The 20590-nt window shown below is 31.5% G+C and carries 19 protein-coding genes; 2 read left to right on the top strand and 17 right to left on the bottom strand.

From position 1 onward, the window contains the following. Positions 1 to 6 precede the first annotated feature (6 nt). From arsM to nfsB (WHD08_RS02375), 8 genes are all read right to left on the bottom strand, one after another. Positions 7 to 798 (bottom strand): arsenite methyltransferase, encoded by a 792-nt coding sequence (gene arsM / locus WHD08_RS02410; RefSeq protein WP_208889363.1) that lies wholly within the window; start codon positions 796 to 798, stop codon positions 7 to 9. Positions 799 to 875: 77 nt separating this feature from the next. Then, positions 876 to 1421 carry an RNA polymerase sigma factor SigZ gene (gene sigZ, locus WHD08_RS02405; protein ID WP_208889364.1) on the bottom strand — a complete coding sequence of 182 codons (546 nt, stop codon included), beginning with the start codon at positions 1419 to 1421 and terminating at the stop codon, positions 876 to 878. Between the two features lie 123 nt (positions 1422 to 1544). Next, complete coding sequence (locus WHD08_RS02400; protein WP_208889365.1) at positions 1545 to 2138, bottom strand: DsbA family oxidoreductase; 594 nt, start codon at positions 2136 to 2138, stop codon at positions 1545 to 1547. Between the two features lie 145 nt (positions 2139 to 2283). Further along, on the bottom strand, positions 2284 to 3576 hold the full coding sequence (locus WHD08_RS02395) for a carboxymuconolactone decarboxylase family protein (protein ID WP_208889366.1): 1293 nt from the start codon (positions 3574 to 3576) through the stop codon (positions 2284 to 2286). 137 nt (positions 3577 to 3713) lie between these two features. Further along, entirely contained in the window at positions 3714 to 4337 is a 624-nt protein-coding gene (locus tag WHD08_RS02390; RefSeq protein ID WP_208889367.1) for a putative quinol monooxygenase, read from the bottom strand. A 21-nt stretch (positions 4338 to 4358) separates the two neighbouring features. After that, positions 4359 to 5207 (bottom strand): hypothetical protein, encoded by an 849-nt coding sequence (locus WHD08_RS02385; RefSeq protein WP_208889368.1) that lies wholly within the window; start codon positions 5205 to 5207, stop codon positions 4359 to 4361. Between the two features lie 15 nt (positions 5208 to 5222). Beyond that, positions 5223 to 6143: an alpha/beta fold hydrolase gene (locus tag WHD08_RS02380; protein WP_208889369.1), complete on the bottom strand. Its 921-nt coding sequence runs from the start codon at positions 6141 to 6143 to the stop codon at positions 5223 to 5225. A 23-nt stretch (positions 6144 to 6166) separates the two neighbouring features. After that, a complete protein-coding gene (gene nfsB, locus WHD08_RS02375; protein ID WP_208889370.1) occupies positions 6167 to 6820 on the bottom strand; it encodes an oxygen-insensitive NAD(P)H nitroreductase in 654 nt (217 codons plus the stop codon). Positions 6821 to 7079: 259 nt separating this feature from the next. Here nfsB (WHD08_RS02375) and WHD08_RS02370 point away from each other — a divergent pair, with 259 nt between their 5' ends. Continuing rightward, positions 7080 to 7469 (top strand): winged helix-turn-helix transcriptional regulator, encoded by a 390-nt coding sequence (locus WHD08_RS02370; RefSeq protein WP_165731208.1) that lies wholly within the window; start codon positions 7080 to 7082, stop codon positions 7467 to 7469. Positions 7470 to 7523: 54 nt separating this feature from the next. Here WHD08_RS02370 and WHD08_RS02365 read toward each other — a convergent pair whose 3' ends face one another. Continuing rightward, a complete protein-coding gene (locus WHD08_RS02365) occupies positions 7524 to 7685 on the bottom strand; it encodes a hypothetical protein (protein ID WP_165731207.1) in 162 nt (53 codons plus the stop codon). A 355-nt stretch (positions 7686 to 8040) separates the two neighbouring features. After that, positions 8041 to 8943 (bottom strand): LysR family transcriptional regulator, encoded by a 903-nt coding sequence (locus tag WHD08_RS02360; RefSeq protein ID WP_208889372.1) that lies wholly within the window; start codon positions 8941 to 8943, stop codon positions 8041 to 8043. Between the two features lie 92 nt (positions 8944 to 9035). Here WHD08_RS02360 and WHD08_RS02355 point away from each other — a divergent pair, with 92 nt between their 5' ends. Then, a complete protein-coding gene (locus tag WHD08_RS02355) occupies positions 9036 to 9632 on the top strand; it encodes an NAD(P)H-dependent oxidoreductase (protein ID WP_208889373.1) in 597 nt (198 codons plus the stop codon). A 330-nt stretch (positions 9633 to 9962) separates the two neighbouring features. On the opposite strand, the gene avs4 is transcribed toward WHD08_RS02355, so the two are convergent. From avs4 to WHD08_RS02320, 7 genes are all read right to left on the bottom strand, one after another. Next, positions 9963 to 14654 carry an AVAST type 4 anti-phage nuclease Avs4 gene (gene avs4, locus WHD08_RS02350; RefSeq protein WP_208889374.1) on the bottom strand — a complete coding sequence of 1564 codons (4692 nt, stop codon included), beginning with the start codon at positions 14652 to 14654 and terminating at the stop codon, positions 9963 to 9965. A 458-nt stretch (positions 14655 to 15112) separates the two neighbouring features. After that, on the bottom strand, positions 15113 to 15403 hold the full coding sequence (locus WHD08_RS02345; RefSeq protein ID WP_208889375.1) for a putative quinol monooxygenase: 291 nt from the start codon (positions 15401 to 15403) through the stop codon (positions 15113 to 15115). Positions 15404 to 15525: 122 nt separating this feature from the next. Next, complete coding sequence (locus WHD08_RS02340) at positions 15526 to 16002, bottom strand: cupin domain-containing protein (protein ID WP_208889376.1); 477 nt, start codon at positions 16000 to 16002, stop codon at positions 15526 to 15528. A 30-nt stretch (positions 16003 to 16032) separates the two neighbouring features. After that, complete coding sequence (locus tag WHD08_RS02335) at positions 16033 to 17040, bottom strand: zinc-binding alcohol dehydrogenase family protein (protein ID WP_208889377.1); 1008 nt, start codon at positions 17038 to 17040, stop codon at positions 16033 to 16035. 20 nt (positions 17041 to 17060) lie between these two features. After that, complete coding sequence (gene nfsB / locus WHD08_RS02330; protein WP_208889378.1) at positions 17061 to 17720, bottom strand: oxygen-insensitive NAD(P)H nitroreductase; 660 nt, start codon at positions 17718 to 17720, stop codon at positions 17061 to 17063. A gap of 268 nt (positions 17721 to 17988) precedes the next feature. Further along, a complete protein-coding gene (locus WHD08_RS02325) occupies positions 17989 to 18618 on the bottom strand; it encodes an alpha-ketoglutarate-dependent dioxygenase AlkB family protein (protein WP_208889379.1) in 630 nt (209 codons plus the stop codon). A 50-nt stretch (positions 18619 to 18668) separates the two neighbouring features. Then, positions 18669 to 20180 (bottom strand): BCCT family transporter, encoded by a 1512-nt coding sequence (locus tag WHD08_RS02320; RefSeq protein WP_244183267.1) that lies wholly within the window; start codon positions 20178 to 20180, stop codon positions 18669 to 18671. Positions 20181 to 20590: the final 410 nt, after the last annotated feature.

The following is a 20590-nucleotide window of genomic DNA, read 5'->3' as shown; positions in this document are numbered from 1 at the left end:
CTAAAACTATTTTTCTGCATACACACCAAGGCTAACAATAGCGTTCTCGCTTGCCTTGAACTTTTCTAATTCTTCTGGGCAACAAACATAATTCAGCAATACATTATCTGGTATGTCTATAATACGTTCTTTAGTAATGGTACTATTTTTGAATCCAGTATCTTTTATGGCTTCCATATAATCTTCTTGCTGTAATGCTCCAGAAATACAGCCTGCATACATTTCTGCAGCTTCCATAATCCCTTTTGGTAAAGTACCTCTCAATACAATATCCGACATGCTAAAGTGTCCTCCAGGTTTTAATACGCGATATACTTCTTGATACGCTTTCGTCTTATTTGGCACCAAGTTAAGCACACAATTACTTACAGAAACATCAATAGAATTGTCTTTTAATGGAAGAGCTTCAATTTCGCCTAAAACAAAATCTACATTCGAATACCCTAATTTCTGTTTGTTATCATTTGCTTTTTCAATCATGGCTTCGGTCATATCAACACCAATTACATGACCAGTATCTCCAACAATTCTTCTAGCAACAAAGGCATCATTTCCAGCACCAGAACCTAAATCTAGTACGGTATCTCCTTCTTTAATTTTGGCGTGTTCTGTTGGAATTCCGCATCCTAAAGCATAATCTGCATCTGCTTCATAACCATCAACTTTAGCATAACTTTCACTCATGGACCAGTCTTGAATTGGCGAATCGCAAGCTGTTGGTCCACAACCACAACCTGCTCCAGAATTAGCGACTCTTGTATACGCTTCTTTTACGTTTTCTTTAATTTCTTGTGACATACTATATCTATTTAAAGTGTTATAATTTAATTTTCACTCTATAGACGTCAACCTTATAAAAAGACGCAAAAAAATAGTTAATCACAAGATGGATTGCATTTTTTTTCTTTGTAATCTATTACATCACCATATACATCTGTAGATATTTCACAACATTGGTCGTAAGAAGATTTTAACAACTCTCTACCTCGTTGTACTCTAGATTTTGCACCTGAATACGAAATGTTTAAACGTTCTGCTATTTCTTTTTGCGGAATATTTTCAATATCAGCCAAAATAATTGCTTGTTTATACTTTTCTGGAAGTGAATCTATAAACGGACTAATGCAATGTGAGAGTTCAGAGGTAAGTGAATCGTTGGCATAATCTTCAGCCTCTATGTTATCGGAAGATGTTTCAAATTTTAATTTTCTAAAATGAGAAATTATTTCGTTACGTGTTATTTGATAAATCCAAGACACCAATTTCTCTTTATTCTTTAAAGAGTCAAATTTTATAAACGCCTTTAAAAAAACATCTTGAACAATATCTTTAGTAAGTTCAGGATTCTTAACTTTTCCGTTAACAAAATTTGTTAATCGGCCATTCATATAATTCCAAACGTGTATAATTTCAGTATTCATAGTAGCAAAAATAAATCTTTGATTTATGTATAGACGCATAGATTAAAAAAAGACGCAAAATTTTTAAATATTAAATTGAATTTGCACACAAGCCATTTCATACAGTGAATTAATATTGTTCATTTATACTTTTAATTCTTCAAAGACTTTTCTGAAATTTTCAGCACTTTGAGCCCCAACCACTATAATTTTATTATTAATAATAAAAGCTGGAACACTAGAAATATTATTATCCATACAAAACATTTTATTGGCTTCTAATATTTTTTTATACTTATTAGTAGCAAAAACCTGATCGACTTCTGCTTCTGAAATACCTACTGTCAATGCCATTTTCTTTATTTCGGGAACCAAACTTATGTTTATGTCCTTAAAAAAGAATGCTTCGTACATTAGTGTATTAAAGGCATCAGATTTGTTTACCTCTTTAGCATACTCTGCAACTTGTAATGCTTTGTTAGAATTAGGCATCGCAGTTATATCTGCAAATTCATAGCCGTATTGACGTCCAAATTCTTGTAGCTGAACATTTTTCTGTTTTGCATTTGGGAAATAATCTTTTGAAGGAATACCGTTTTCCGGTATGTCTGAATGAATTTCATAACCTCTAAAGTTAATTTCAATATCGTATTCTTTTTTCAGGCTATCAATAGTTCCTTTTGCAATGTAGCAATATGGGCATTGAAAATCGGAAAACATTGTAATTTCGTATTTCATTTTATCTCGTTTTTTTAGCACTATTTATATAGAATTCTTATTTTCTATAATCTCTTTTAATATTATTCTAAGCGCAAATACAAAGCTTTCAGGGCTTTGTGTTTTTAATTTATTTAAATCTTCTTTTTTTTATGATGATGTCTTGTTACTTCTCATCAACAATTTTACTTGTGGTAAGGTCTCTTGGTAGTGAAAAGGATTCAATTTTATTACTAAAGAGAATTGGAGCATACAATGTGTTATTTTCTATACTGATATCTGCTAATCCTTTTGGAAATGTTCCTATTCTTTTTCGAGTATCCTTATTGATAAAAAACAAATCACTTACAGTACCTCCGGTTACTAAATAACCATCTTTAACTGCCGTTAATCCGTCTAAAGCACCTAATTGATAAGAACTTTTAATCATAGCAAAAGACTTATCTATTAGATCGACTTTATACACACTTCCGTATTTATCAGGAGTTAAGGACAAAGATAATTCTGAACCAAAATTGGCAATAACCAAATTATCATCTTGAATAAAAATACCATTAGGATGCTTAATTTCTGATGTTTGAAACCAAACCACTAGCTTATTATTTTCTAGCGTGAAAATTTTACCACTAGCAATATCCGAAACAAATACTTGCCCATCTTTTGAAATCGCTACGTCATTTAAAGCCATTGCCTCTTTTGAAGAAATACTCGCTAGTAACTTCCCCTTTTTTACATCAATAATATGCAATTCATTACCGTCACCCACATATAATTTATCTTGATACAATGCCAAACCTGCAGGATTATTTAAACCTGTAACCCATTTGTAATTATCTACTTTACCTGCTTTTGTAATTCGGCTTATATATCCTTTTTCATTCTGATTTACATTAGAAACATACAACCAATCTTCAGTTGGAGAAGCGACTATAGATTCTGGCATAGCAAAGCCCTCTAATTCCCAGTTTTTAACTAATTGATCCGTTGAATTCATTTTAGAAGAAGCTGTATAATTAGTTTCATCTAAAACTTCTTTCAAAGCAAAAACGCCATTGTTTGCAGCCGGAAAACCAGTATATAGACTCAGCAAAATCATCGTTTCAGAAATCTCATTTGGAGTTACTCCAGTATTTAAGGCCGCCTTCATATGCGATTTTAATTGAGATTTTGCATTAGCTTGTGTAGTTAGACTTGCAATAATTAGTAATTCTTTTGTTTTAAAATCTAAACCTGGTCTGTTGTAAATTTCGCCAAAACCATAACGAATTATGTATTCTGACATATCTGGAGATACGCTTTTAAAAGCAGCTTCTAGACTTTTGGAAGCGCCTTCTCCATTTACCTCATTTACAATTTTTACACCTGTTTTATAGTTATCTTCTTTTGTTATTTGTGCCAATGCCAAGTAATTAATACCTAAAGCAAAAATTAAGACAATTTGTTTTTTTAATATGTTCATTTTATCAGTTATGTTTAGCTCTAGTTTTAGAGCTGCTTTTGTTTTATTTTTCTATTTTTAAACTTCTCTATATAAAGAAAGTTTTAAATTCACTTGATTTTTTTAAATAGTGATTTTCGGTCAAAAGAGAATTACGATTAAATTTCAGTAACAAAATGCATGTACTGTTTTAAATCTCCTTCTACCGCTTCTTCTAACAATTTTCCTGTTTTCATGGCGTATGGTTGATGAAAATGAATATCCCAAACATCAGATTCTTTTCTCCAGTGTTCATAAACCGCCAAAGTATCTTCTTGGTCGTCTACCGTATATAAATCAAAAAAAATGTTTCCTTGCTCTTCTTTTCTTGTGTTGATAACATGATCTTCAAACTGTGCTAAAACTTGTTTTTTATAATTGGGCTTCAACTTAAATATGAAGAAAATAATGAATAATTCATCTTCAGCATTTGGAGATTTTGAACGATCTGGTAACGGATTGGTATCTCCTAAGAAATAAAAATCGGGCACAGTTTCCAAGGTCGTTTGCCCTACTTGCATTAACTTCTGCATGTGTGGTTCGTTATCGTGAGATGTTATTGCTGCATTGTCTTCCCAACGTTCGTACACAAAAAATACATTGGCATCTGTATTCGATACAAATACTTTTATTTCTTTATTACCAGCTTCTTTTTCTGTTGCAGCTTGTGCTTCTTTTAACGTTGCTGCAAAACTTGTTGCGTGTGCTGGTTTTGCTGTGAATTTTACTATGGTACTTTTCATAATTATGTGTTTATAAAAAATTTACTTTTTTCGAGTTAGTGGTGCTTTTTGGGTTATGGTAACCTCTTTTATTTTTGCAAATCTATCATTAGGATTATCCTCTACAATCCAATGATGTGCTGTAGTTGCCGTAACTATTTGTCCGTCTTTTGTTTCTCCATTCCAAACAAAATCAACGTTAACTTCATATTGGTTCTCTGAAATAACTTTCATAGAAAAATTCTCTGGAGAATGACTGCTTTTATTTAATTGCAATGGTGTTCCATTTAACCATTTTTCTAATTGTTCTATGGTAACAATAGGCTCACTATTTGTTGAGAAATTAAGTTTAAAATCTTCAGCTAATACTTCTTTAAAAGAGGCCACATTACCATCTAATTGTTCCATATTTAACAACCAATAATGCATTAGCGATAACATTCTGTTTTCCGGATAAGCGTCTTTAAATGTAGGATTCTTAATTTCGCCCGTAGGCTGAATATTTATCTCTGTAAAAACTGGTAATAGCGCATTAGGGACTTCTTTTAAAAACGTACTATAATGCAATGGATAACTATAATTAGATCCATCTGGTTTTAAATTTTGATATACAATATCAGCCTCAAGATTCATAGTGCCATCCTCTAATTTGTGAACCGTTATATTTTGGATATGATGCGCATTTTTCCACCCTTTATAAACTTTTAATCTTTCATGATAATTTTCTTTGCCCTGCATTTCTCCCGCTGCAGATTTCATTTTTACAGAATCTGCTAAAATTTCTAACTGATTTTCTAATCGTTGCTTGTTTTCAAAATCACGTTCGTAAAAAAGATACCAACGATGATATTGCACAATAGCTGCATGCATAATTTTTGTGTTCGTATTCATCATTATGTGTTTTTATTATTTTATAAATTTTTTAATATCGTTAGCAACTTCTTCAGGAACTTCTAATTGAGGAGAATGTGCTGCGTTTTCGATAACTACTAAAGTTGCATTCGGAATGTGGTTTTTGTAATATTCAGCTGCATTCAACCGTACCACTTCATCGTGTTTACCTTGTAATACTAATGTTGGCGCTTTTATAGACCGAACATCGTCTTTAAGATTGAAGTATTTTCCGTTTGTAATTGCAGGAATCAAAGTGTCATCAACAAAATCTTTACTGTTATTCACGGTCTCAATCATATAGTTCGCTATTGGTCCTGGAAGGTCTGGTACTTTATAAAAAACACGTAGAAGCACAACATTTAACTCTTCTTTATTTTCGATTTTTTTACCAAAACCACCATACACAACGTGGTCTTCTATTTTAATGCCTGCAGCATCTAACAAAACTAAATTTTTAACGTCATTAGGGTATTTTATAGCGTAGGCAGCAGCTGTATGCCCTCCCATTGAATTACCAATTAGGTTAAATTTTGTTACGTTAAGTTTAGTTAAAAACGATTTTAGAAAAGTGGCTTGTCCATTAATAGAATAGTCCAATCCCTGTTTTCTTTCATTCTCACCATGTCCAGCCAAATCAGGAAGAATTAGATGATACTCATTTGATAAGAATTTAGCAGTTTGTAAAAAGCTATTTTTATCATCTGCCATTCCGTGAAGCATTACAAAGTCCGGTTTATCATTATTCGCTTTACTTTCGTAAAAATGCACGGTGTATCCATTTACTTCCACCGTTTTCTTTTCTAAGTTTGCTGCATTGGCATAACTAACATTCGTTTGATCTACCAACACTTTTGGAAAAAAGAAAAATACAATAACTCCAATTACAAGTAAGCCAGCGATGATACCTCCAATTATTTTAAAGAATTTTTTCATTAGTTATATGATTTTTATAAGGTTTATAATTTGGTAATAATGGTCTCTTCTGAAAATCTAGATTTTGGAAGTTTAGAATTGAAATCGGTGTCTTTTCTGTATCCTAAAGACACCACTGCAAGAGCTGTGTAGCCTTTTTCATGCAAGCCAAACTCTTTATCTAAAGCTTTTACATCTACGCCTTCCATTGGGCAAGCATCTATACCTAAAACTGCAGCTCCTATTAACAATGACCCCATATTAAGGTACACTTGTTTTTCTATCCAAGGTTGTACATCCTTTAGGTCATATCGATGCAGGTTTGCAAACATCATACGTCCTGCATAAGCTTGGTCTTTATATTCTTGTTTTGCATAACGTCCGTCTTCGTCCTCTTTATCTTGAATGCTTTTTATATAATTCTCATCGACATTTGTTTTTGCTGCAATTACAATTACGTGAGAAGCATCCAAAACCTTTGGTGTATTAAAAGGAAAGGTTTCTTCCGTGCCTTTTGCAATACGCTTTTTTCCAGCTGCCGTATCAGCAATTATAAAATGCCAAGGCTGTAGGTTTATACTTGATGGACTTAAACGTAATAAAGATTTGATTTGATTAAAGTCTTTATCCGTTATTTTTTTTGTCTCATCAAATTCTTTTACGGTATAGCGGCTGTTTAAAATCTCACTTAAATTCATCTTTTTATATTTAGTTGGTAAATTATACTATCAAAATTATAGTGACAAAAGTATGTGTAGTTTCATTGCTGTGCAATAATGGTCATAAAGTATAGTATAAGATAATTTTACAACCCACTTTTAATCAATTCTTTAAGTGTAAATATTTTTACTATACAAAATATAGTTGCACACTAAATTAAAGTCCATTAAATTTGCAGAAGAATCTATTAAAAAGAGAGTACATATTCGTATGTTACTTTCATAAATATATATCATTATGGACAGAAAAGAACTGTTTGAAAAAAAGCCAAAGATTAAAATAAACGATAAAATATCCTTCTGCCCAACAAGTGCAGCAATGGAATTGATTGGCGGAAAATGGAAAAGCGTAATCCTTACCCACTTAATTGGCGATAAAAAACGTTACAACGAATTGAGAAAGGAAATTCCAGGTATTACAGAGCGTACTTTAAGTTTACAATTGAAGCAATTAGAAGCCGATGGTATGGTTAGCAGAAAAGTCTTTACAAAAAAACCACCTTTAAAAGTAGAATATAAGCTTACCGAATTTGGTGAAACCCTTACACCTATTTTAACCCTAATTACTGAATGGGGTTTACACGCTGCAGAAACAAAAGGTGAGTTTATTTTTGAGGATGCGAAGTAAATTAAATAAGGCTATCCAAATTGGTAGTCTTATTATTTTTTTAAACTAAAGCGTTTAGAATAAACTATCCGTTAGTACTAATAATTTTTCAATTTTAGCTCCATCATAAGCATCTGGATATGCTTGCGAAAAATAGCCTTTTGGATCTCCTTTATCATTATCAAAATACTTTCCTGAATCGTCTTTATAAGTTTTAGAAGTCACTAAATCATACAAAATATCCGCACCTTTTTCTGCCGGAGACCAATAACAAGCTCTGCAAAGTGTTCTGAAAAATCTAAGTGCTGCTATGCGAGTGTCTCTGACTTCGTACCCACAACAATGAGCAAACAATAATATACAAACAAAAAGCACAGCGAGAGTTGTGCTTTATTTATTGTTAATGATAATAAGCGGGTGCATTTTGTTTATATCAAATGAATTTCGAAATGATTGATAATAAATTTGAATTATTTTTTCTTAATATGAAATAGAAAATCTAATCATAGCCTTAGTTATGGTTCTATTTTATATTGAAATATTAAGGAAAAAGAAACGAATTTAATCGGTCATTTTGATGTTTATTTGGGTATTACTTCATCTTTGCTGTAAATATATTTCGAAGCACCTCTAGTTCTTTCTTGTATTTCAAATCTGTTCTTGAGGCAAAATACAAGGTGTTTTCGGTTTTTACTTTTCCTTCCCAAACTAAATTGATTTCTTTATTCGAAATCTCCTTTTGACATAGAAAACCAGGCACTAATGCCAATCCGTTTTCATTAGATAAACATCGAATGATAGAAGTGATATTAGGCAAAATATAGTTGGGCTTAAAAGATGGTTTTTTATTGAAATTCTCAAACCAAAAACGTCTAAAATGCTCCATTTCGTTGGAGGAACTATACCAACTATTTTTCAATAATTCCGCTTCTAAGGAATTCAAATTATTAGCTTCTATGTGCTTTTTTATCTCGGTCGTATCCGTTTTATTTCCTGCAATGAGAATAATTCTTTCTTTCGAAAAAGGGACATACTCCACCAGCGATTTTTTATCATTTTGTTTTTTGGGCGTAATCACTAAATCTAAAATGCCATTATTCAAGTCTTTTATTAAATCTGTATGCGCACCAAATCGTGCCACTAGGTCAAAATCCAACTTCGGAATTTCGGGTTCAATAATGAGTTGAAACATCTCAGAACACATACCAATATTTATAGAAGGATTTGTTTCTTGCGTTGTTCTTTTAAAATGCTGTTCGGCAATTTCCAACTTGTTCAGCGATTCTATAATGTATTCGTATAAAAATTTTCCATCCTCTGTAGGAATCATTTTTCTCGAAGTGCGTTCAAATAATTTTTTCCCAATATAGGCTTCTAATGCATTCAAGTGCACGCTAACACCAGGTTGAGATGAATATAAAGCAATTGACGCTTTAGTTAAAGTGCCGTTTTCATATACTTCTTTAAATGTTCTATACCATTCTAAATTTACCATAACTATTAATATTATAATACAAAGGTATGATTTGTATTATTTTTACAATACAAAAAACCAACTTAATTTTGTCCATAATTAAATAAAGAAAGATGAAAAATATATTTATAATAAATGGAAGTCATCCATTTGCACATTCTGGAGGTCGATTTAACGAAACACTTTTCAATAATACAATGGATTACTTTGATTCAAATGAGAATTTTGCTGTAAAATCTACTCAGGTTGGTGATGATTATGATGCAAAGGAAGAAGTAGAAAAATTTAAATGGGCAGATATCGTTATTTACCACACCCCTATTTGGTGGTTTCAGATTCCATTTGGTTTCAAAAAATATATCGATGAAGTTTTTACCGAAGGTCATCAAAACGGAATTTATAAAAGCGACGGAAGAAGCAGAACAAATCCAGATATTAACTACGGAACTGGTGGATTGATGCACGGAAAAAAATACATACTCACCACTAGTTGGAACGCACCCAAAACAGCTTTTACTTTAGAAAATGAGTTTTTCGATCAAAAAAGTGTTGATGAAGGGGTTATGTTTGGGTTTCACAGAATGAATGCTTTTACAGGTATGGAATTGATAGGTACACACCATTTTCACGATATGGAAAAAAATGCAGATGTACCGCTGGAGTTAGAAAATTACAGTGGCTTTTTAAACAAAATTACTTTGAAGATGTAATTACTATGACTTTCTAAAAGTTGATTTTTAGTTCTATAAAACAATCTATAAGTAAACAATCGAGCGAAGCCGAAATCTATTATTGATTATTGACTTCGCTGGATTTTGCAATTGTACTATTTTGTAAATCGGATGGATTTTAAATCTACCTAGTTTGTCATTCTGCAAGAATCTCACACACGTATACACAACGAGCATCCACAATCAGGGTCATTGCGAGGAACGCAGAAATCACGTACAGTGCATCACTTTTTGAGGAGTTGCAAATTTGATTTTAAAGGATTAATATTGGTGTTTCTTGTTTTTCATTTTGTCAACACATTTTTTTCATCACAGAATACTTTCTCGTAATAAATAACCATGTATAGAACCTCGTTCAATCATAAAATCAAGTATTGGGATTATTTTGTTTTTTAATTTTATTTCTTCTTTTATTTTTTGTTTGTTGATGAAAACAAATTTTCTTAAAAACTTTTCCAAGTAGTATAGAGTGTTTGATTCTAAATCGCCAAGATTTAATGATTTATTGTTTGATATAATTGTATAAATCCAATCAATACCTTCATCTTTAAAGTTTGACCCGATTGAATTTAAAACTTTGACAACAGAATACAATACAGAGGGAATGTTACCTATTTCTTTTGAAGCGTTTGTATAAAGAGATAAGTTTTCCTTTGTTAAGCTACGCCACTCTTCAACTCCTTCACGCCACCAGCGCCATGCGAGCAAGTAATTTATTATAATTTCTTTTAAATGGTAGCCACGTGGATTTGAGCATAGTTCTTTTATTTTAGGATATAGATTGTTCCATATGTACCAAAATTGTTCATACTTGTTTAAGTAATCTTCTGCCTTTAATAATTCTGCAATAAATGAAGCTGTTTCTTCTGTTGAAGAAAACGAATCAACAAAAGGCTTAAGATATATGTCAATTTCGCTTTTTTCTCTTTCTAAGATAAAATAAGCAAACCTCATAAATATATGTAACCGTAAAGTATAAATGTTGGAATCGTCTCCCGAATCATCTTTGTAACTTCTTCTATCTTTGAGCAACTGTGGTGCCAAAAAGGGCAAAGATTTAGAATAGATATCTAAGTGAGTTTTATCTTTTGTGTTGGAAGGAATTAATTGAAGAACTATTTCCAAACCATGAATGTCAAGTGAAGAAATATCGTTTATATCAAATGAGATATTCTCAAAAATAAAATCAGAATTTGTCTTTTCCAATTCTTCTAAAATCGAGCTTTTAGAAATTAGACCCCAACCTTGTTTTTTCCTTATTTCCACAATAATATTTTTGTAAATAGGTTGGAGTTTTACATATCCAAATAAAATTGATTGAGCAATTTTTGGATTTTGTTCCCACATTTTTGATTTATGAATAGATTCAATAACGTAATCACAAATTCTTTTGTAGTGCCCAATAGATGTTTGGTCTAAAAGTGCCAAAACCATTAATGAGGTATAATCTTCAGTTTCTTTTAGATATTCATTAATTAATACTGGAATAGCATGAATCGAAGCTTCAACTCCATCACTTATTTGATAGTTGTAATCATCAGAAAAAAGGACAGATATATTGGAAAGTACAATGTCTTTGCAATATTCTTTATCTTTTCTTGATAGTATGTCGTTGTGTTCAATTAGTAATTTTGAGCAGGAAAAACCAGGTATTGAATAACCCATAATACCCATTACATTTCTTCCAGAATTTAATTCTGCGACAAGTTGTTTAGTTTCAGATAAAGCTAAAAGAGGGGTCTTATCATATTCCTCTTGTTTTAAAGTTTTGGTTTGAGACCTTTCTGTCTTCAAGAAGTCTGCCCATAATCTTAGAGAAGTATATTTAAAAATCTCTTGGTATTGACTATCTGCTTGTTCACTTTCCTTTCTATGGTCATCAGAAAGTTCTTTAGGACTAAATTCTATTCGTAAATTATTGTCGTCATGCTTTGATACTTTGGAAATAAGGTTTCGTCTATCCATTCTCGCTAACAATATTCCAAATGCTTTATTTGTTAAACCGTTGGATTTGTATTGGTCAATTATTTTATACAATTTCTCGATGAATTCAGAATTTTGTTCTTCTGTAAAACCTTTTACACCGAAAAGCTGATAATTTAAAAATAATGATTCCAAATTTGAACTTCTATGTTTATCCTCACAAGTCTTCAATCTTTCACCTGCATATAAAATATCTTTCATTTTATCCATTCCAGATCCTATTGAATACAGAGATTTAGCTTGAAACTCATTTGTGCATCTAAATGTGTCCGAATGAAATAATTCAATTGTTTTAAATAAAATTAAAGCTATATCGTAGAATTTATCAGGATTTGCAAGTACAACACTACAAACAATCGAAGTAATAGAAGCAGATTTTGATTGAGTAAGAATTCTTAGAAGTATTTTCTGAATTATTTCTGGCTTTATGATTTGAGAAAATTCTAAAAGAGTTTTTTCTAATGCCATATGTATTGACTGCAATAGGTTTGGAACAACAGGGCTTCCATTGCCACGATACATACTCCATATAGCACCACTTAAATACTGGGTTACTTCCGTTTCATTAATGTGTATTGTAACTTTTACGACACCTTCTTTTCCATAATCAGATTTACTGAAAGATTCAACGGCTCTATTTGTAAAATCTATGATAAAATCAATTGTTTTGTAGAATTCTATTTGTAATAACCATTTTATTGGTGTTTGATTAGCACTTGAAGGAAAATAATTGAATTGGTGTTTTTCTGCTAAGCCATATCTACTTTCCATTGTGTCTCTATCAAATCCAAATCTGTCTTGCTTTATTGGCTGTTTTTGCCAAAACAAATCACACAATTGAATAATAGATTGCGGAAGTGTTTTAATTAATTCAGTTGCTATATATGGTTTCTCTATAATTTTGGAGCAAAGTCCGGCGTATGGGTTTCTGTGTTCAGTCCAAATATTAGAAATTACTTTGTCAAAAATTTCTTTTAGTTCATCTTTTAATTCATAGGCTGCATTGAAAACCACTTTCAAAATATTTTCTTCTACAACTTCGTGTATATAGAAGTTTTCTTCAGTTTCAGTTTTTTGAATTAAACTCAATGCTAACAAGCCTGCGTATTTTGTTGTTTTTCCTGTTTTGTTGAAGTCGCACCAATCAGTTAAAATTGGTAAAACAAGTTTTAAATTACTATCAAAAAAGTCAGTTTTATGTTTGTAAATAAGCGAAATTATTTCTTCCCAACCTTTGCCTTTAGGTTTTATAATTTCAATATTTTGAATTTCTGAAATATCACTACAGGCGATTCTTAACAGGAACAAAATACGTTTTAGTATTTTAAAATCATTTGCAATGATTTCCTTCTCGAAAAAATTAAAAAACGTCTCTGAATAATCCGATAATATAACAGATACTAAAATTTCATCTTTCCAAAATTGTGTTAACTTAACGTTGGTAAATGCACTTTGAATAAAATTTTCTATTTCGTTACTGTTTTCATATAGATGGTCAGATAACCATAATCTAAACGCTCTGCGAATAGGTAATGAATTTCCTAAGTCGTCAAAAAAATCTTTTATGTTTGAATAATTTGAAAAACTACGGGAAACTATTTTATCCAACGTCCATTCTTCATAAATGTCATGAGTAATGAAATATCCGTTATGTGTGTCGTCATATCCAAGTATTTCGTCTTGTTTTAATTGAAATAATGCTTTTTGTGGCAAACTGTCTGCATTGATATAAAATCGTCCTGTTTCACATCTTTGTTTGGCAATGCTGACAATACACCTTTCTCTTTCAAGATGCAGGTTGTCTTTTTGAACAGTATTTTGTATTTTCTTTTTCCAAAGCAAATCAATAAATCCATTATAATTTCCTTGTTTGTCAATGTTTGAATATTGTTGAACATACTCCCTTAGATAAAACAAGTTTCTAAGACGTTCTACGAATTTTTGATTGTCGGGAAGTGAAAATTTGAATTCATCTGCGATTGATTTTAATTCATCACCACCAATCAAAGAAACATTATTCACTTCAAATGGCAACTGATAATTCTCCTTTATGTGAAAAGTTAAATCATTAAGATAAGCGTAGCGTGTTGTAAATATAATATTCCAATCATTCTCTTTTAACTTTTGTATTAATGTAGTGAGAATATCGTTGTTAGAAATCTCAGCGAGTTTTTCTGCGGAATCAATTACAAATATTTTAAGTGCTTCATCTTTGTAAGTATTGAGAAACTCTACAAATGTAAATTTGTGGTCAAAGTGAAATATGTCGTTAATGTGATTTACATTAAGTTCATTTGCTTTAAAAACACAAATTGGTATTTTCTTAAAATAAGAATTATAATATTCCTTGAAAATTGCGGTTTTCCCACAACCGCCTTCACCTGAAATAATTATGTTTTTTTTCGATTGAGAAGTATTTGCTATTGTTTCAACAACAGAACTTCTGTCAATTTTAATTTGTTTGTCTCCGAATGATATTTCCGTTTGAATTGCTTGTAAAATATTCTCGTTGTGTTTAGAAATTTCATCAAGTAAATCTTCTTGGTTTGGTTCAAGGCTAAAAAAAATGTCATTAATATATTTGTTGTCTGGTAAAGATAATTGTAATTCAAAATGACTTGGAACTCGCCATTGAATATTAATACCTTCTGCCTTAGCAGCTTTCTCAATATCTAATTGATATTGCGGTTTTTTTTTACTTTTAGTAGTGCTTTCAGATAGTTCTTGGTTGATGTAGAAAAATAATTCGTCTAATTGTTTATTTTTTGATTTAGCTTTTTTAATTGAAGCAATAAGTTCGTTTTTATTGACAGCGACCGAGGTTGTATAATATTTAGATTGAAAACCATAATGTTTTCCATCTTTTTCAATTGGTTCTGTCTCAATTCCTGTTTGGTTTTTGTAGCGAAATAATCCAATTCTATTATTAAATTCAGCACAGAAAAGCAGATAAGACATTTGTTCAAATGCCCAAGTTTCTCGATTGTCGTATTTTAAACCAAAAATTTTCCAATTCATTTTTTGATATTTATCCTAATTGTTAATATTCGGGGGCTTGCTTTTTTCACTTGCTGCCAACTACTTAATAACGCATAATTTACAGTGAATATCCACCAAATTTGATTTATAGATCCTCTACACAATAGCGTAATTACATCAAATATAAAACTAATATTTTTAGTACAACAGATGAGAATTTGCTGTTGTTTGAAACTTTTAAGATTAAATAGAGTAAAGAAAAGTTATACTAAAAATATTATTCCTCGCATACCCAAAACCCCTAGCCCAGATAGAAGTGGAGCTCTTTTTAATCTTGTCTTTTTTGGCAATATTAAAAAAGCGGGAACGGATAGCTGGAAATAGCTCCAAAAAAAAAACAACTACTATCATCAAATTATAACCAAAAAAAAGAGCTTTTGGACCATGTTTTCACATTGGTCGCAAAAGCTCCATTTTCAAATTAAATGGTGTCTTAATTAGGCAAGCATAGTCATTTTATTCACTGCAAATTCGGCAATAGCATCTTTGGTCGCAGTTTGGAGCGCTACATAATGAGGCGTTGCAGCGTGAAAAGTAAGTGCCTCAGCATCTTTCCAGTTCTCATACATTGTAAATGTATTGGCATCGTCATTGTCTTGAAGGCAGTTGTAGTTGATACAACCAGCTTCTTTAACACTACTGGCAACTAATTTTAGTAATTCGGTTTTAACCAATTCTCTATTTTCTTCTTTGGCTACAATTTTAGCCACAACAGTTATTTTACTCATGATTTGTCTATTTTTAGTGTCACAAAATTACAGCTTTCAGATGGCTTTACTGCCTAATTTAACGTTCTCTTCTCCCCTTAAATTTGGTTTAAAAAGCCAACCAATCTGCTGAATAATGATCTCTATTTTTTAGTTTTCTTTAAATAGTCAGGAAGCTCTTTAGACAACCAATCTTGACGCACAGGTACGTGCACATCTAAGTCTACCGTTTCTTCTAAAGCCCAAAACTCGTGTGGTACATTTTCAGGAAAAACAATTACTTCTCCTGCTCCAACTTCTACAAATGTTTCTTTACCATCAATAATAGTCTTAATTTTTACTTTACCAGACATTATATAAGTAATCTGTTCATTTGGATGCTGATGCCAAGGAATATGTGCTCCTTTTTCTAAATTAAAAATAGTCATTTGACCTTTTTCTCCGTGAAACCACTTACGCTTGATGCCTTTTCCAATAGTTTCCGATGCCATATCATCAAAATTGAAATGTTGCACTTTTGATGTTGCTACAGAATCTATGGTGTTTCCTTGTGCATTTGCTGTATTGCTAACAAAAAAAGCTGTTATAGCTACTGCTATTATAATTGATTTGAAATTCATTTTATGTATATAATATGTGTCTCATTGAGACTAAAATCCTTCTAAAACTATTTTACCTTTTGCTTTTCCTGTTTCTAAAAAAGCGTGTGCTTTACGCAAGTTTTTAGCATTAATAATTCCGAAATTTTCACCTAAAGTGGTTCTAATGGTTCCGTTGTCTATTAATTGAGAAACGTTGTTTAAAATGTTGTGTTGCTCTATCATATCATCCGTTTGAAACATAGAACGTGTAAACATTAACTCGATGTGCGTAGAAACTGCTTTCCCTTTAAAAGGCATCACATTCATCACTTTAGGATCATCAATAAATCCGAATTTACCTTGTGGCTTAATCAACTTAGCAATTTCATCAACGTGTTGTTCCGTAGCATTTAAACTTACCACATATTCTGGCGCAGGAAGACTGTATTTCTCAAACTCTTCGCTCAATTTATTTCTATGATTGATAACCGTATCTGCACCCAATTCTTTTAACCAATCTGTAGTTTCCTCACGAGAAGCAGTCGCAATAATGTTCAATTTTGTAAGCTTTTTAGCCAATTGAACCATTATAGAACCAACGCCTCCAGCTGCTCCTATTATTAAAATAGATTTATTGGCATCGTCTTTAGACACCTCTAATCTATCAAACAACATTTCATACGCTGTTAATGTTGTTAATGGCAACGCGGCAGCTTCTGCATACGATAAACTTGTTGGTTTTTTCCCAACAATGCGTTCATCTACTACTTGATATTGCGCATAACTTCCTTGACGCGTAAAATCGCCAGCATACCAAACTTCATCACCTACCTTAAAAAGAGTAACGTCGTCACCAATTGCTGTTACAATTCCGGTAGCATCCCAACCAATAATTTTCCAATCGTCACCTTGTACAGGCATATTTGCACGTACTTTGTAATCTGCAGGATTTACTGAAATGGCTTTAATCTCCACTAAAACATCTCTACCTGTTGCTTTTGGAGTAGTAATTTCTATGTCTTGTAGCGAATTTACATTGTCTATTGGTAAATTCTCTTTATATCCTATTGCTTTCATCTGAATTAAATTTTTTGCAATTATATTACAGTAATAATTTCACTTTCTGCTAATCTAGATTTTGGAGTTTTGTCCGTCGAATTAAAATCAGATGCTGCTCTATATCCTAAAGATACCGCTACTAAAGACGTAAATCCTTTTGCTCTTAATCCGAATTCTTCATCTAATGCTTTTACATCAATACCTTCCATTGGTGTTGCATCGATACCTAAACTTGCAACTCCTAATAAAAAACTACCAATGTTAAGATAAACTTGTTTTTCCATCCAATGTTGGAGGTCTTTTAAATCAAATTTATGAATATCAGCAAATGCTTTTACAGCACCTAAAAATCCATTTTTAATATCTTCATTTGGGAATCTACCATTTTTGTCATCTATATCTGCTATATGCTTGTAATAGTCTTCATCAACATCTACTTTAGAACAAAACAATACAACTGCTGATGCGTTCGTTATTTTTGGTTCGTTAAAATGAAAAAAGCCTTGTGTTCCTTTTGCCATACGTGCTTTTCCTTCTGTACTTTCTGCAACTATAAAATGCCAAGGTTGCAAGTTTACGCTTGATGGACTCATTCTTAATAAATTTTTAACCTGTGCCATATCTTCTCCAGATATTTTCTTGGAAGTGTCAAATTCTTTAGTGGCGTATCTCCAGTTTAATGTGTCTTGTAAATTCATTTTTATATATTTTTTATTTAACTATCATTTTTATAGTGACAAAAGTAAGTATAGTATTAATAACTCACAATAACGGTCATAAATGATAGTACAAAATAAATAGAAAACCGCCCCAAATTGATGTACAAAAAAAGGGAATATTAGTATAATCAAAGGTGAATTAGAGGCTACTTCTTAAATTTTTCATAAAAAAGACAATAAACATGTTTTTAAAACAATAAAACGTACCATAAGTTTAAGTGAATCCTTTATTGATACTTTTTTTGCTTTATTCAACCCATCTAAAGGTCAAGTTTATTCGTGGTCTAATTTTTTTTGTGGTCTTCGGAATTTTGTGTTTCCAATTTTCTTGTGTAGCACCTTGCATTATTAGCAAGCTACCATGAGTTAATGGAATTTCAATACGTTTTAAATCCTTACGAGTGGCGTGTTTTAACTGAAACGGTCTTGTTTCACCAAAAGTAGCAGAACCAATAACCGTGTTTTTTCGTTTACCAACTTCATAATCTTGATGCCAATCTACACTATCCTTACCATCGCGATAATAATTAAGTAAGCAGCGTGTAAATTTGACATCCACTTCCTGTTCTATGCGTTCCTTAATTTTTATTAACTCCGCAGTCCAAGGTCGTAACTTTGTTGTTTTCCCAACATAAGCAACTTCTAAATCCGTATCACCATACCATGCTGTAAGTCTTGGTAAATCTATTTGTTTGCCATAAATAGCCATCTGGTCTTGCTCCCAAGTTGTATTATTTAATAGACTTGTATATAGAGCATTACTTTCTTCTATGCTGAAGAAATTTTCTAACAAGGTAACATGAGCACCTGGTAAGTCAAATACTGTTTTTATGACCTGATCTGTAGAAAATAAGTTGGGTTGATTAAACTCATCCATACTTTTATTGTTTATATATTAATCGAAAAAAGACTAAAAACTTACAGCAATTACGGCTTTGTTTTACTAATTATTGCTTTGTTTTTTCTGAGGTCTTTAACAAAAAGAAACAACATAATTATAATAAAGAAAGAGAACGGTAACGACGTAATTATTAGTAAACGCTGTACGGCTTCCAGAACATTAATATCTGCCTTAATATTACCTAATAACACCAAAGCTATCGTTGCTAATAAAATAAAAACAGACCAGATGACACGATGTGATTTACTTGGATTTTTATCACCTTTATCAGTAAACATGCTTAATACAAATACTGCCGAATCTACAGAAGTAATCAAAAAACTAATTAATAAAAACAGGGAGGTTATATTTAAAAATGTTGCGAACGGATAGTGTTCAAAAAACACAAAAATGGAAGAAAACACATTGCTAAATTCATTATTATAAACACCCCATTGTTCTATTAATTGAAAGGCTGACGTTCCGAAAACAGAAAACCAAAAAAAAGTTCCCAAAGACGGAATAATTAAAACACCTAATAGTAATTGTCTTATAGTCCGACCTTTAGAAATACGAGCTATAAATATACCTGTAAATGGTGCCCATGCCAACCAAAATGCCCAATAATAAAAAGTCCAACCGGTTAAAAATTCTAAACCTGGATTATAATTACCAATGGCTAAACTCATTGGTATAAAGTCGATTATATAATGATAAGTAGATGTAAAAAACGCAATTAAAATACGTTTCATATCACTAGTAAAAAAGATAAACAACAAAATACCAAAGGTGACAATGATATTTAAGTTAGAGAATATTTTAATCCCTTTATTAACACCTTGCCAAGCAGAATAACAAGCCACTGTAGAAATAAAGACACAAAGTAAAATTGTAGTAATCAATCCAAAATCTTGGTTTAACAGATGATTTAAGCCACCATTAATTTGCGTAGTTCCTAAACCGATTGCCGCTATTAACCCGAAAACAGTAGTAATAATAGTTATAACATCTACACTATTTTTTAGTGTATTACTTTTAACGCTATCTTCTATAGTTGCACTAATTCTTACCTTCTTTTTCTTGACATGTAATGCATAGCCAACAATTACTGCAAAAAGTCCATAAAAAGCCCACGCCGTAAGTCCCCATTGATAGAACGTAAACTCTAAAGCTACTGTTTGCGCAGGTAAACTAGAGTTAAAAGGCGGGTTTTGCTGCATAAAAACAGGTTCTTGCACTGCTCTTAATAAAATACCAGATCCCATTCCTGCGCTATAAAGCATAGCAGTCCAAGACCATAAAGAGTACTCGGGGTTAGATGATGGTTTTCCTAGTTTTATCCTTCCATATTTTGAAAAGGCAAGTAGTAAAAGCGCTATAACACATCCAAAACCTAAGTATAAATAAAAATATCCAAAATAATTGCGTACCCACAACGAAGCACTTTCAATAGCATTATAACTTGCTTCAGTAGCAAAAAAAACAATTAAAGTGCATATAAATATGATGCTTACTGATATTGATAAAATGGAATGTTTTTTTATTTTTTCTCTAATCAAACTACTAATTTTTACGTAAAAATAGGAATTAGAATTTAAATCCCTATTTATACTTACTATGGTAAATGTTGTCCTTTAGTTATCGATCGAATAACTTAATTAAACTACTTATGTTAGTGAGTTTTTAAAAAAACAAGTTAGTATGCCTTTGCGCGAATATATTATTAAACCATCTGTTTAAATTTATTAGTTTAATACCTGCCCATATATCATGTGCTATTAAATCCATGCATCTACCTTTAACTGTGTATATATAATTCGCTGGATCTACTGGTAAACAGAATTTTGTCATTAAAAATTTATTTAATTATTCAAATATAAGGTGTCAATAAATTTTATAAACACACAAATGTTTTTTTTATGTTTGATAGATATAAATTAAGGCTAATGATATTTAATTCCACTTCTCT

The organism is Polaribacter sejongensis (genome assembly GCF_038024065.1).
Classification (GTDB): Bacteria; Bacteroidota; Bacteroidia; order Flavobacteriales; family Flavobacteriaceae; genus Polaribacter; species Polaribacter sejongensis.
This window is presented reverse-complemented; position numbering and strand designations above follow the sequence as displayed.